Source organism: [Clostridium] symbiosum, assembly GCA_036419695.1.
GTDB classification, from domain to species: Bacteria; Bacillota; Clostridia; order Lachnospirales; family Lachnospiraceae; genus Otoolea; species Otoolea symbiosa_A.
In genome coordinates, this window is sequence record CP143946.1 from 3,551,005 (window position 1) to 3,563,566 (window position 12,562).

Annotated in this window: 11 protein-coding genes; 2 read left to right on the forward strand and 9 right to left on the reverse strand. The window is 49.8% G+C overall.

The window, feature by feature from the left end; translation table 11 throughout:
- Positions 1-24 precede the first annotated feature (24 nt).
- Positions 25-1,143 carry a PTS transporter subunit EIIC gene (locus tag V3C10_16140; protein ID WVP60833.1) on the forward strand — a complete coding sequence of 373 codons (1,119 nt, stop codon included), beginning with the start codon at positions 25-27 and terminating at the stop codon, positions 1,141-1,143.
- Positions 1,144-1,223: 80 nt separating this feature from the next.
- Positions 1,224-1,895 (forward strand): cyclase family protein, encoded by a 672-nt coding sequence (locus V3C10_16145; GenBank protein ID WVP60834.1) that lies wholly within the window; start codon positions 1,224-1,226, stop codon positions 1,893-1,895.
- 208 nt (positions 1,896-2,103) lie between these two features.
- On the opposite strand, the gene V3C10_16150 is transcribed toward V3C10_16145, so the two are convergent.
- From V3C10_16150 to V3C10_16190, 9 genes are all read right to left on the reverse strand, one after another.
- Complete coding sequence (locus V3C10_16150) at positions 2,104-3,492, reverse strand: glycine--tRNA ligase (GenBank protein WVP60835.1); 1,389 nt, start codon at positions 3,490-3,492, stop codon at positions 2,104-2,106.
- 19 nt (positions 3,493-3,511) lie between these two features.
- Complete coding sequence (locus V3C10_16155; protein WVP60836.1) at positions 3,512-4,174, reverse strand: hypothetical protein; 663 nt, start codon at positions 4,172-4,174, stop codon at positions 3,512-3,514.
- Positions 4,175-4,270: 96 nt separating this feature from the next.
- Positions 4,271-4,918, reverse strand: coding sequence for a DNA repair protein RecO (gene recO / locus V3C10_16160; protein ID WVP60837.1), 648 nt, complete (start codon positions 4,916-4,918; stop codon positions 4,271-4,273).
- A gap of 103 nt (positions 4,919-5,021) precedes the next feature.
- Positions 5,022-5,924: a GTPase Era gene (era, locus tag V3C10_16165; protein WVP60838.1), complete on the reverse strand. Its 903-nt coding sequence runs from the start codon at positions 5,922-5,924 to the stop codon at positions 5,022-5,024.
- Positions 5,925-6,074: 150 nt separating this feature from the next.
- Entirely contained in the window at positions 6,075-8,999 is a 2,925-nt protein-coding gene (locus V3C10_16170) for an insulinase family protein (GenBank protein WVP64643.1), read from the reverse strand.
- Between the two features lie 83 nt (positions 9,000-9,082).
- Positions 9,083-9,892: a YdcF family protein gene (locus V3C10_16175; protein ID WVP60839.1), complete on the reverse strand. Its 810-nt coding sequence runs from the start codon at positions 9,890-9,892 to the stop codon at positions 9,083-9,085.
- Positions 9,893-9,943: 51 nt separating this feature from the next.
- Positions 9,944-11,170 carry a U32 family peptidase gene (locus V3C10_16180; protein ID WVP60840.1) on the reverse strand — a complete coding sequence of 409 codons (1,227 nt, stop codon included), beginning with the start codon at positions 11,168-11,170 and terminating at the stop codon, positions 9,944-9,946.
- An 11-nt stretch (positions 11,171-11,181) separates the two neighbouring features.
- Entirely contained in the window at positions 11,182-11,823 is a 642-nt protein-coding gene (locus V3C10_16185; protein ID WVP60841.1) for an O-methyltransferase, read from the reverse strand.
- On the reverse strand, positions 11,817-12,506 hold the full coding sequence (locus V3C10_16190; GenBank protein WVP60842.1) for an endolytic transglycosylase MltG: 690 nt from the start codon (positions 12,504-12,506) through the stop codon (positions 11,817-11,819). The genes V3C10_16185 and V3C10_16190 overlap by 7 nt, the downstream gene beginning before the upstream one ends.
- Positions 12,507-12,562 lie beyond the last annotated feature (56 nt).

Here is a 12,562-nt window from a genome sequence, read left to right on the forward strand (position 1 = left end):
GAATAGTTACAGGAAAAATTTATTATGACTCAGGTACAAGAAAAAAACACAGGCCTGCGCATTCTTCAGGGAATTATGAAGGCAATACAGGAATGCATGCTCCCGGTCATTCCCCTGATTATGGCAGGAGGTCTAATCAAGGTGCTGATTATTATCCTGACGCTCTGCGGCGTCCTCCCCTCCGGGAACCAGACCTACACGATATTAAGCGCCATCGGCGACGCCCCCTACTACTTCCTTCCCTTTGAGGTGGCGGTATCTGCGGCAAAGTATTTTAAACTGCCCGCCCTGCTCCCCGTAGCTGCGGTCGGGATCATGTTTTCACCGGACTTTCTGGGTCTGTTTTCAGGGGGCGCTGTCTCTTTTTTCGGCCTTCCTGTCTCGGATGTTACGTACAGCTACAGCGTACTGCCCATAATTCTTCTCGTGTGGGTCATGGGGCTGCTCTACCGTGAGGTGGAAAAACGGCTGCCGGAAAGCCTGTTTAATTTCTTCGGGCAAATGCTGGTCCTGCTCCTCTCCTCACTTCTCGCAGTACTGGTGATCGGGCCGATCGGCAACGGAATCGCAGAGCTGATCCGCACCTTTGTTATGTGGATTCAGTCGGTCAACCATGTGCTTGCGGAAATCTGTTTCGCAGTCATGTTCCCATTCTTAAACATGTGCGGTATGCAGTGGCCTTTCATTCTGGACGCCATCTCTACCGTGGGGCTGAACGGATATGAAGCGTTGTGTATCATTTCCCTGCTCTGCGTAAACGTATCCCAGGGAGGCGCCTGTCTGGCCACTGCCGTCAGGGCAAAAGATAAAAAGCGAAAGGAACAGTGTTTCGGAATGGGAATCACGGCCGTATTAAGCGGCGCCAGTGAGCCGTCTACTTACTCTAATTTTGGCTATAAACGTCCTATGATTGCCGCCCTGATCGGCAGCGCAGCCGCTGGCCTGTATGCCGGCCTTGTAACGGTCCGGGCATTTTCCTTCGTGCCTCCTGCCGCTGCCTCCATCCTGATTTTCATGGATGTACAAAACGCAATGAACTTGATCCATGCCGTCATTACAGGATTAATCGCGCTGGGCGTAAGCTTTGCCGCCGGCATGATTCTTGGATTTGACGAACCGGAAGCAGAAAATGCAGAAATTTAACCTTACGGTAAAGCTCAGATGTTACTGGGCAGGGAATGAACAGTAAAAACAGGATTAATCAGATAACGGAGGATAGAAATATGATCGAATTAAAAGGAAACAGACTGATAGATTTAAGCCACATGGCAGAGGCCGATATGCCCTGTGATCCGGCGCTTGCACTCCCGGAATTAGACTTCTTCTCCAGGGAAGGCGACGGCCCCGCGCTTCACAACCTGGAAGTAATCCGCTATTGTCCCCACACCGGCACCCATATGGATTCCCCGTTCCATGTGTGCAGTAAATGGGGCAGCATTGAAACGGTTGACCCGGCCGTTCTGATCGGCCCGGCCACCGTAGTGAGCCTCTCCGTTCCGGAGTATAATTATGCCGTAACAAAGGATGATCTGAAACAGTGGGAAGAGGTAAACGGCATCATCCCCGACGGGGACGCGGTTCTGCTTCACACCGGCCATGCCGATAAATGGACGGATGGCAGCGACGGTTATATCAACAGGGGCTATATCCGCCTCGCACCGTCAGCGGCAGAATACCTGGTGACGAAGAAAAGCCGCTTTATTGCCCTGGAAAGCATCAGTGTGGACGGCAGCGATACGGAGGTACATAAAATTCTGATGGGAAACGGCGTCTGTATTGTAGAAAACGTCTGCAACCTGGAAAAACTGGGCTGCACGCACTGCAGCACCATCGGAACCTTTCCCGCCGTTAAAGGGGCGAGCGGTGTGTGGGTGCGGCTGATGGCTCTGGTATGACACCGTTTTATAAAACAGGACAGAACACCCATGTTAAAGACGTTTTTATAAAAAAGGCCTCCGGCTGCAGCTTTTTAAAACTGCAACCAAAGGCCTTTTTTATCCGGATTCTTTCATTCACCAGCCTCAACCCGAAGAAATCAGGGCCGGAATCATAGGAGACTCCGCCCCTGGAAATTCCGGCCCTGCGCTGTCTTATATCATTGTATTAAAATCTGAATTTATCCTCAAAATAATCCTTCAGCTCTGCAATCGGAACACGTACCTGCTCCATTGTGTCACGGTCTCTTACCGTAACAGCGTTGTCTGTCTCGGAGTCGAAGTCATAGGTGATGCAGAACGGAGTACCGATCTCATCCTGTCTTCTGTAACGTTTTCCGATGTTGCCTCTGTCGTCAAACTCACAGTTGTAGTATTTGCAAAGCTCGGCATAAACCTTCTCCGCACCCTCATTCAGTTTCTTGGACAGAGGAAGCACGCCTACTTTTACAGGTGCAAGCGCCGGATGGAAATGAAGGACGGTTCTGACATCGCCCTCTCCAATCTCCTCCTCGTCATAGGCTGCGCAGAGGAATGCCAGTGTCACACGGTCGGCGCCCAGTGACGGCTCAACTACGTAAGGGATGTATTTTGTCTTCTTCTCATCATCAAAGTAAGCCATATCCTGTCCGGATGTGTTCTGATGCTGTGTCAGGTCATAATCGGTTCTGTCCGCAATGCCCCAGAGTTCTCCCCAGCCGAATGGGAACAGGAATTCCAGATCCGTTGTAGCCTTGCTGTAGAAGCTCAGCTCTTCCTTCTCATGATCTCTTGCACGCATCTCTTCATCTTTGATGCCTAACGCTTTCAGCCAGTTGATGCAGTACTCTTTCCAGTATGCGAACCACTCCAGATCGGTATCCGGCTCACAGAAGAACTCAAGCTCCATCTGCTCGAACTCTCTTGTACGGAACGTGAAGTTTCCGGGTGTAATCTCATTACGGAAGGATTTACCGATCTGGGCAATTCCGAACGGGATCTTCTTTCTGGATGTTCTCTGTACGTTCTTGAAGTTAACGAAGATACCCTGGGCAGTCTCAGGCCTTAAATATACGGTATTCTTGGCATCCTCCGTTACACCCTGGAATGTCTTGAACATCAGGTTGAACTGACGGATATCGGTAAAATCATGCTTGCCGCAGCTTGGGCAGCAGATATTGTTGTCGTCGATGTACTTTTTCATCTCTTCCTGGGACCAGGCGTCAACGGAACCCTCGATTTTGATTCCCTTCTCATCCATATAGTCCTCAATCAGCTTGTCGGCACGGAAACGCTCTTTACATGCCTTACAGTCCATAAGAGGATCGGAAAATCCGCCGAGATGGCCGGAAGCTACCCATGTCTGGGAGTTCATTAAGATTGCACAGTCAACGCCTACGTTGTACGGGCTCTCCTGCACGAATTTCTGCCACCATGCTTTCTTTACATTGTTCTTCAGCTCCACACCAAGGTTACCATAGTCCCATGTATTGGCAAGTCCGCCGTAAATCTCAGAACCAGGGTATACAAAACCTCTTGATTTGGCAAGGGCTACAATTTTTTCCATTGTCTTTTCCATCTTTAATTTATCCTCCTATCTATTTGAACACGACCAGGGCTTTGCCGCCCTCCGGTATTGTTACCGTGTATTCATCTCTCTTTTCTGTACCTTCCGTCATGTAAAGGATTTTGCCGGAAAACATAATATTGCCACCGCCTTCTATCATGGCGACAGACGCCTCGGCATTCGACTTTATCTCGTCCGCCGCAGCCTCTTTCCCATCCGCTTTCACGAACTTCGCGTCGGCGAACCAGCCCGCCGTATCGGCATCGGCAGTTTTCTTAACCTCAAGTGCTGTGACCGTATTGCTCATATCCTCGTTGTCATTTGTCTGGCGGAAATGAATCAGATCCTCCAGGGACGCATAGTCGAATATGGCCTTCAGCACACCTTTGTCGGCGGTGGAGCTCTGTAACGATACCGGAAGCTTGCTGCCTCCCATCTTGTTCTCCGCCAGCCCTTCAGCCCCGTTCTCCTGATTGAACCGGATCACAGCGGCTTCCAGATATTGCTGTAAATCTTTGCCGTCAACAGCATCTCCTTCATATTCCTGAACCAGTGCACTGGAAACAGCGCCATCCTGCGTCACATATACACAGCTTACAGACGGAGAGAATGTACTTTTCTGCCGGGAACCGCAGCCTGTCATCAGCATAACGGACACGGCAGCAACTGCCAAAAGCAGTCCTGACTTTTTCATCACTCATCCTCCCTTTTAATTTTGCATCAAGTTTTTATAGTATACCTTCTTTTTCCTTTATTTTCAATAGGTGCCCCGGTTTTTCTTTACATGGAATCACACAATCGCCTCCAGGATCTCCAGGGAATGAAATTTTTTGTCTATGTAGTGCTTTTTATTGTCTTCGACGCAGCGTCTGAACTCCTCAAACACCTCATCGGTAAGCAGAAACGTATACAGTTTTTCCACCGGTGAAAATACGGTAAATTCCCAGGCATACACGGCCGACTCACTGACGGCCCGGCCCGGCCGTTCCGTGTACTCGCCGTTTATGGACATGGCCTTAAGCTCAAAAATCCGCTGTACCAGCCTGTTTGGGATTGCAGGTTTTAAGAGGGCCCTGAAGGACTGGTAGAGAAGCTTAAGCATCTCCGTCCCCTCAATCCCCTCTCTCTCATAATAGTCGGCAAACTCCACGAAATAGGAGGCATAGCAGGCGCACTCCATGTCCCTTTCAAGGCCCTCAAAATAATTTTCTATCTCGGCGCCGTAGAGGTTGTATGCATCCCGCCCCTCCGAAAGAGAAAACACGCCGAATGCAAATGGACGGCTGGGCGCCCGAAGCAGGCTTCCCGGCCTTTTTGCCCCCCTTGCAAAGACGGTGATTTTTCCCCGCTCTTTTGTCAGGATGACAAGACGTTTGTCGTATTCCCCTGCCGGAAATGCGCTGAGCACCATGCCCGTAGTTTTAACCAGTTCTCTCAAAACTTCCGCCTCCTGACCTTTTTCGGGGCACGGATTCCCAGTGCAGGAAAGCCGTGTCCTCTAAGCTTCTATAGAGCTGCGGTTCACACCGCACCCGGTAACTCTATATGTCCTTCGGGTTATAACCGTAATTCTTCATATAAAGATCACTGTCACGCCACTCTTTCCTGACCTTGACCCAGAGTTTTAAGTTCACCTGAGTATCCATCAGGTTCTGGATCTCCGTCCTGGCCGAGGTCCCGATCTTTTTTAACTTCCCGCCGTTTTTTCCTATGATAATTCCCTTGTGGGACTCGCGTTCGCAGACGATCGTGGCATCGATATCAATGAGTCCGTTCGGACGTTCCTTCATCTGGTCGATCACAACGGCAATACCGTGAGGAATCTCGTCATCCAGCATTCTCAGGGCTTTCTCTCTGATAAGCTCGGCGGCAATCTGGCGCATGGGCTGATCCGTTACCGTGTCCTCGTCGTAAAACTGCGGGCCGCAGGGCAGATATTTGAAAATGCAGTCTTTTACATCCTCGATATTGATTTCCTTTAACGCCGACACCGGGATAATCTCGGCAAATTTGCAGATGTCCTTATAGGCTGCGATAAAGGTGAGGATCTCCTCCCTCTTTACCGTGTCAATCTTATTGATGACCAGCATGACCGGTGTCTTTACCTTATTAAGCTGTTCTGCAATATGACGCTCTCCCGCACCGATAAATGTGCTCGGCTCCACCAGCCACAGAATCACATCGACTTCCTTCAACGTGTGTTCCGCCACGCTGACCATGTATTCCCCCAGCTTGTTCTTTGCTTTGTGGATGCCCGGGGTGTCGAGGAAGATAATCTGTCCCCTCTCGTCCGTATACACTGTCTGGATTCTGTTCCTGGTCGTCTGCGGCTTATCGGACGTGATCGCGATCTTCTGTCCGATCAGATGATTCATGAGCGTAGATTTTCCCACGTTCGGCCGTCCTATTAAAGTTACAAATCCTGATTTTAAATTATCCTGCATTCATGCTCCTTCATCCATAACGGTCCACGCGCTTTGAAAGCCGCCTTTCGGGGACTTTAAGCGCATAAACCGTTACATTTATTTGTCATTCGTTGGTAACGCTTCCGTACCTTCTGAACCGTTACATTCGTTGTTTCAAGCGTTTCCCGTTTAATTAAACAGGTTCTTTATGCTGCCGAACAGCTCTTTATTTTCTTTAATCTTCTCGGCATTGCCCACCACGCAGAAACTTCCCGTGTCTAAGATGGCTCTGATAATGCCTGCCAGCGCACGGATATCCTCCGGCTTTGCGGTCAGGATCTGTCTTCTCTCCTCCGCGAGCATCTCATCGGTCACGCCCGAATACCAGGCGGAAACTGCTTTGGCTCCTTTGTACGGAGGTAAGAGCGGTGTGTCCAGATCACTGATGGTGCCGATCACGTATTTCGTCATATCCCTCTCGTCCGCATCGAACTGCTCCAGATATTCGGCCACACCCTCAAAGACCTGATCCGTCTCTTTCAGGTTCGGATCACGGTAGGATACAAAATATCCCTCGCCGGACCGTCCGGCGCTGTTCATGACTCCGTAAGCTCCGCCCTTAACGCGGACGTTGAGCCAGAGATAGTCATAACCCAGAATCGGTTTCAGGACACGCAGCGCACCCGTGTAGGAATATCCGCTGCCGGAGAAGGTGCCGCAGCGCGCCACGTAATTCACCTGTGAGGACGTCATGAAACCTTCGTTCCTGTTGCCCTTTTCCCATACGAACGGATACGCCGGGCCGCCGGTCTTTGGAAGTTTATCCTTTAAAAGCTTCATGGCAGATTCCAGATATTGAAATCCCTCATCGTCCGCCGTGTAGCTCACCGTCATATTGTCGGCCGTGAAAAGGCGTCCTGCCGTCTCTTTTAACTTCTGCATCAGGACTTCTTTTTTCGCGTCGTAATTCTTCGCCATATCTTCGAGGAACTGATAATAGGCAATGCCTCCGGTCACATCGTTGAAAGCAGAGGTGGCCGAAAAATAGGACGTAGCTCTCGCCACCGCTGCGGAATGGGCGGCCGCATTCAGCTTTGCCTGGCTCCTGGACTTCATTTCCCCGACTATCTCACCGAGTCGTTTCCCGTCATCCAGAATGGAATCCATCAGCATCTCGCCAATCATTGTAAAACCAAAATCAAGCTTATCGTAAAGCACGCGGGCACTGGCGGTAAAGGCTCCCGTAAACTTCTCCGGATCCGATAAATTCGGGAAAGAAGTCACGCTCAGGCTGATACCGCCGCTGTTTAAATTAATCTCATTGGCCAAATCACTGTAGCTGTGCTCTTTTGTGTTCACATAGCCCAGAACAGCTTTCAGGAGGCCGACATAGGGCAGATCTTCCGACGGCACGCGGTTCGTGTCAAACATCACCTTCAGGTATCCGATTCCGGATGTGAACATATTGTGGCAGAGCACGGTCGTTCCGTCCATCTCTTTCACTTCCAGGCAGAGTTTCTCCGGTTTTTCTTCTATATCTTCACGCCTAAGCAGAGGAATCTTCTCCAGATCCTCCCTGGGTGACGGGGTATCCTGATAAGTTTTCAGTTCCTTCGTCTTTTCTACCAGGACCTTGATTTCGCTTTCCGTAAGGCTTTTCTTATATTCTGCCAGCTTTTTCCGTAAATTTTCGTCCTCGATGGCCGTCAGATTACGCTTCGGGCTGACCGTGATGACGGCTTCAAACGGGTTATCCAGAAGGAAGGTCCGGATCAGGTCCTCAAAATATCCCTCGTCCACTGCTTTCTTCAGGAATTCAAATGTCTTTTCATATTCCAGATGCATCAGAGGATCGCCGTCATAAAGCCAGCTGTCCATACTCTGGAGACCGTACATCAGGCCCTTGGGCGCCGAACCGAAGTCTGCCTCCCTGTAACGGAACTCATAGTAATTGATGCCGGCCAGAAGGCTCTTCTTATTGATTCCCTGGTCGGCCAGTTTCCGCAGCGTGCCCTTGACCACGGCCAGGAATTCACCCAGCTGTTCCTTGTCTGCATCCTTGGCTATCACGGAAAAATAGGGCTGCAAAATGCCGTTCTCGTAGCCGCCCAGAATGTCCTGGCCGATTCCCGCCTTTACAAGTTCCTCTTTTAAGGGAGCTCCCGGCGCATCAATCAGCGTGTATTCCAGAATCTGGAATGCCATATAGTGGAGAGGATTGAGATCGTCTCCCACGACGGTGTTCACGGAAAGGTAGGTCGCCTGTTCCTCCGGCTCGGAATCCGTAATAGAATAAAAGATTTCACGTTCTTCCGGCTTATCAAACGGTTTCTGCATATGAATCTCGGAATCTACCTCCTGCCTGTCGTAGCGGCTCAGATATTCCCGATCCAGCCAGTCCAGTTTCTCCGCCATATCCATATCTCCGTAAAGATAGATAAAGCTGTTGGACGGATGATAATATTTTCTGTGGAAATCCAGGAATTCTTCATAAGTCAGGGACGGAATCACATCCGGAGCGCCTCCCGACTCGTTGCTGTAGCAGGTATCGGGGAAAAGCACATTTCTCGTATACCGGTCCAGTACGCTCTCCGGTGATGAAAAGGCCCCCTTCATCTCATTGTAAACGACTCCGTTGTAGGTGACGGGGCCATCCTCGGATTCCATCTCATAGTGCCATCCTTCCTGCATAAAGATCTTTTCCTCATTGTAAATATTGGGATGAAGCACGGCATCCATATAGACGTCCATCAGGTTCTGGAAATCCTTGTCATTGCAGCTTGCTACCGGGTAAACCGTTTTATCCGGATAAGTCATGGCATTTAAGAATGTGTTGAGGGATCCCTTTACCAGTTCCACAAACGGATCCTTCACAGGGAATTTTTCCGATCCGCAGAGCACGCTGTGCTCCAGAATGTGGGGAACTCCCGTGCTGTCGGACGGAGGTGTCCTGAAGCCAATGGTAAATACCTTATTTTCGTCCTCATTAGAAAGCAGGAAAATCCTGGCGCCGGTTTTCTTGTGCTCCAGGATCATTGCTTCTGAATTTAATTCTTTTACATACGTTTCTGATACTACCTGATATGCATTTAAATCCTTCACTGTCATTCTCATCATCCTTTTCCTGATTGTTCGTATCGCTGTCTGCGGCGTTTCTGCTCTTTCTCAGTCTATGAACGGCAATACACATTCCTTTCTTACATTTTACCCATAAATTTATCTTTCAGTACAGCAAAACCTTCTCTTACCCACATATGTACGGCCAAAACAGGATCTCCCGGGGCTGCAATCCCTGAAATATTGTAGATCCCCTGTTTTTTCGCAATGGATTTGGCCCTGAAAACATGGTAATTGCTGGTCAGAACCGCAATCTTCACGGAGTCGGACCGCTCCCTGTAGCTGTCCATCAGGCTTTCTTTCGCCGCCATGGCTTTATATTTTTCCTGGTAATCAATTACCTTTTTACTGTAAACAATGTTCTGCACCGTGTTGACCGACTGTTCTTCCAACAGAAGCTGGGATTCGGGAATACCATTGTACAGAAGATAATCATACATGGCCCTGGCCTCACTGATATCCTCTCCCGCTCCCTGCCCGCCCGAAAGCACCAGCACGGTATTCGGATTATTCTCCGCATAAGTGAGCGCCCTGTCCAGCCTTTTCTTCAGGGAATTGCTCACCTCACTGCCCCTCACCTTAGCTCCCAGCACAATCACGTACTCGGCGGCCCGGCGGCTGGATGCAATGGCACTCCATCCAATCATCAGCTCCACCGCCACAAAGATGACGGCACAGGCCGTACAAAATGTAGTCACCGACACCGGCAGCCAGTGCGGAACCAACTGCGGATGCTTATTACAGTAATGAAGTCCCGCTGCAAGCAGCGTAAACACAACGGCCATCGACGGCCAGAACAGTGCAAACGAAGTGGACAGCCCAGAATACAATGCGATAATCCCATAGTAAAGCAGACATAAAACGGCAGCGCCTTCCAAGATCCAGGTCATTGATTTCCTCCTTTGTAGGGTAAACCTCCAATGTAAACAGTATCCGTAACGTTACATCTCGCTTCTGCGGATAATATCATAGTACTCCGCATTTCCTCCCAGATCTACATAAAGAATCTGTTTGGGATGGGGCGCACTTTCCACCTGATTTCCTTCCTCATCATAAATGGCTGCAACCTGAACTTCCAGATTCCTGCCGTCCGGTTTCATAATCTCCACTGTCTCGCCAACGGAAAACTTGTTTTTCTGTTCGATCCGGATCAGGCCGTCCTCCCTGACTTCCTCCACCGTTCCGAGATACGTATAATTCTTCACATAGGTGTTGCTGTCGTAAATCTGTGTAGTGGCATCCGGCTTGTTAAAATAGAATCCCGTAGTGAATTCCCTGTATGTGCATTTTCCAATTTCCGCTTTATACCACTCCATATTCTCCCTGTAAAGCTCCGGGCTCTTCAGATAATCATCGATCGCTTTCCTGTAAGTCCTGGCTACCGTGGCTACATAGAGGGCCGTCTTCATCCTGCCTTCTATCTTAAAGCTGTCGATTCCCGCCTCGATCATCTCCGGAATGTGCTCGATCATGCACAGATCCTTGGAATTGAAAATATAGGTTCCGCGCTCATTTTCGTATACGGGCATGTATTCTCCCGGCCGTGTCTCCTCCACCACCGAATATTTCCAGCGGCACGGATGGGTGCAGGCGCCCTGGTTGGCATCCCTGCCCACAAAATAATTGCTCAGCAGGCAGCGCCCCGAGTAGGAAATACACATTGCCCCATGCATGAAGCTCTCTATCTCCATATCCTCCGGAATCTTATCCCTGATTTCCCGTATCTCTTTCAGCGACAGCTCCCGGGCGGTAACGACTCTCTTTGCTCCCAGGCCGTACCAGAACAGGTAAGTTCCATAGTTGGTATTATTGGCCTGGGTGCTGATATGAATCTCCATATCGGGCAGAACCCTCTTTGCAATGGCAAATACGCCGGGATCCGATATAATCAGCGCATCCGGTTTTATCTCCTTCAGTTCCTCAAAATAGCGCTCCACTCCCGGCAGATCTTCATTGTGCGCCAGGATGTTGGCCGTTATATAAACTTTGACACCTCTCCCGTGTGCAAAGGCAATTCCCTCTTTAATCTCTTCATTGGTAAAATTCTTGGCCTTAGCCCGCAGGCCGAACGCCTCTCCGCCGAGATAGACGGCATCGGCTCCGTAAATTACCGCAGTCTTTAATCCATCCAGACTTCCCGCCGGAATCAAAAGCTCCAGTTTTCTCATATTCCAGGTCCTCATTTCTTTACGCTGATTGTGACTCCGTCCCCTATCGGGACAATCGATGTCTCAAATTCTTCCATATGGGTGAGCGTATAAAGATATTCCCTCATCCTCGCATGGATGGTCCTGTTCCTGCGCTCCACCGCATACCGGGATTCGATGATATCACCGTCCTGGAGCACATTGTCGGATACCAGGACGCCCCCTTTTGGAAGCAGTTTCAGGATAACAGGCAGCCAGTGCATATACTGCCCTTTGGCCGCATCCATGAATATAAAATCATAAGGGCCGGAAAGCGCGCTCAGAATTTCTTCTGCATCACCCTCCAATAGAGTGATCCGCCCTTCTTCCCCTGCCCTTTTAAAATTGTCTTTCGCTATAGGAATACGTTTTTCGTATTTTTCAATTGTTGTAATGTGGCAGTCTTTTGGCATCACACGGCTCATCAGAAGAGCGGAATAGCCCACTGCGGTGCCCACCTCCAGAATTTCCTTCGGCTGTTTCATTGCCACAAGGGTCTTTAACAGAGCCGACGTCTCTTTTCTGATGATCGGGACATAAGAAGAAACAGCCTCCTCTTCTATTTCATCACAGAGACTGCCGTTTCCCGTATCCAGAGAATTAATATAGGATGTTATTCTCTCATTCACTACCATGACTCATAAGCTCCATCTTCATCGGCTACGTCGCCGGCCGGAAGGCCGTCGTCCGCGCTGCCGGCTCCTGCATCGCCGGTATTTCCGCCTGCTCCGCCGGCCTCAGCCACGCCGTCATTCACTTCTCCGCCAACTGCGCTGCCGCCGTTTTCATTCACTGCACTTACGCCGTTCGCTGCATTTTCCTCACCCGAACCGCCGCTTTCCTGGCTTGGTGTGTTCTGGCTGCCGCTCTCCGCTTCGGTACTTGAAGACGAGCCGGTTACGGCACTGCTTTCTTTGGCTTTGGCTTCCGCTTTTTCGTTCTCGATTCCACTCTCATCGATCAGTTTCAGCATATCTTTTGATGTCATTGATGTATTGAGCGTGTAAGTACCCGGATATACTTCGTAATCATAAAATTTTGCCTGGATAACAAAAATCAGCTTGTTCTTAATCAGTCCGCTCTTTTCCAGTTCTCCGGCCACAGCCGAAACGGACTCGCCCTCTTTTACCGTAATCTCCATGTCTTTACCGGGTGCTTCGGCCACAGCCGTCGGGGCAAAAATCTCATGCCCGATGCTGTACCCCCTGGTGATACCTTCATAAAGCAGGAAAAATACAAGAGCATAGAACAGCAGCCTGATTGACATGCTGATAATTGTCGTGGTTATTCTGTTAATTTCTCTTGTTGTCCGGCTCATACGCGGTCACTCCTGTCTATTCACGATGCACAGAAACGGTAAAAATACCGTTTCGC

Coding starts and splice junctions, on each gene's coding strand:
- V3C10_16145 (WVP60834.1), top strand. CDS start 1,224: ATGATCGAATTAAAAGGAAACAGACTGATAGATTTAAGCCACATGGCA.
- era (WVP60838.1), bottom strand. CDS start 5,924: ATGCAGGATAATTTAAAATCAGGATTTGTAACTTTAATAGGACGGCCG.
- V3C10_16175 (WVP60839.1), bottom strand. CDS start 9,892: ATGACCTGGATCTTGGAAGGCGCTGCCGTTTTATGTCTGCTTTACTAT.
- V3C10_16170 (WVP64643.1), bottom strand. CDS start 8,999: ATGAGAATGACAGTGAAGGATTTAAATGCATATCAGGTAGTATCAGAA.
- V3C10_16140 (WVP60833.1), top strand. CDS start 25: ATGACTCAGGTACAAGAAAAAAACACAGGCCTGCGCATTCTTCAGGGA.
- V3C10_16185 (WVP60841.1), bottom strand. CDS start 11,823: ATGGTAGTGAATGAGAGAATAACATCCTATATTAATTCTCTGGATACG.
- V3C10_16150 (WVP60835.1), bottom strand. CDS start 3,492: ATGGAAAAGACAATGGAAAAAATTGTAGCCCTTGCCAAATCAAGAGGT.
- V3C10_16190 (WVP60842.1), bottom strand. CDS start 12,506: ATGAGCCGGACAACAAGAGAAATTAACAGAATAACCACGACAATTATC.
- V3C10_16155 (WVP60836.1), bottom strand. CDS start 4,174: ATGAAAAAGTCAGGACTGCTTTTGGCAGTTGCTGCCGTGTCCGTTATG.
- V3C10_16180 (WVP60840.1), bottom strand. CDS start 11,170: ATGAGAAAACTGGAGCTTTTGATTCCGGCGGGAAGTCTGGATGGATTA.